The sequence below is a fragment of the Amycolatopsis keratiniphila subsp. keratiniphila genome, from assembly GCF_001620365.2.
Taxonomy (GTDB): domain Bacteria; phylum Actinomycetota; class Actinomycetes; order Mycobacteriales; family Pseudonocardiaceae; genus Amycolatopsis; species Amycolatopsis keratiniphila.
Window position 1 is genome coordinate 27,039 of the sequence record NZ_LQMT02000024.1, and the last position, 807, is coordinate 27,845.

Sequence of the window (807 nt, forward strand, 5' to 3'; positions counted from 1 at the left end):
TGGTTCACCGCGCAGCACGTCATCGGGCTCACCCTGGGTGTGGTCGGCATCGGGCTGGTGGCCGGTTCGTTCGTGCGGGGCGGCCGCGGCCTGATCGGGCTCGCGGTGCCGCTGGCGATCGTCGGGATGGCGCTGACCACGGTGCCGTTCGAGAACTTCTCCGTGAAGGGCGGCGTCGGCGACCTGACGGCGACGCCGAGCCAGGTGTCCGAGGTGCTGCCGGAGTACCACCGCTCGGCGGGGAACATCGACGTCGACCTGACCAAGCTGCCGGCGGGCGCTTCGGTGACCACGAAGGTCACCAACGGGGCGGGCAACTCGACGGTGCTCGTGCCGACGGGAGCCGAAGTGAAGGTCTCGTGCGAGACGGGCGCGGGCGAGGTCGACTGCCTCGGCCAGTCCCGCTCGGGGGTCGGCGAGGACACCATCGACTTCACCTCGCCGGGCGGCAACGGGCAGAAGATCACTTTGCAGGTCAAGAACGGTGTCGGGAACGTGGAGGTGCGTCGTGGCTGAGTACGACTACGACAACGCGCGGACTCAGTCGGCTCAGCCGTCGAAGCGCGGGGTGGACGTCATCACCCTGTTCGTCGGGATCGCGACGCTGCTGGTGTCGGGTTACGTCCTCTCGGACGGCTCCACGTGGCTCCCGCAGTTCGACTTCCGGTGGGTCATGGCGGGCGGGGCGATCTTCGTCGGCGTCCTGCTGCTCGCCGCTTCGCTGCGCAAGAGCCGCCGCTAGGGGCGCCGCTGACGCTCCACCCCACTCCGAAGGCCTCGGCCCCTCGCCGGGGCCTTCGCCTTGCT

Annotated in this window: 2 protein-coding genes; both read left to right on the plus strand. The window is 69.9% G+C overall.

Going from position 1 to position 807, the window contains the following annotated elements; genetic code table 11:
* A partial coding sequence (locus tag AVR91_RS26130; RefSeq protein ID WP_228709343.1) for a LiaF domain-containing protein occupies window positions 1–516 on the plus strand: 516 nt, incomplete at its 5' end.
* The gene (locus tag AVR91_RS26135) at window positions 509–742 is read left to right on the plus strand and encodes a hypothetical protein (protein ID WP_063273586.1); all 234 of its coding nucleotides are present in this window, start codon (window positions 509–511) and stop codon (window positions 740–742) included. The genes AVR91_RS26130 and AVR91_RS26135, both read left to right, overlap by 8 nt.
* Window positions 743–807: the final 65 nt, after the last annotated feature.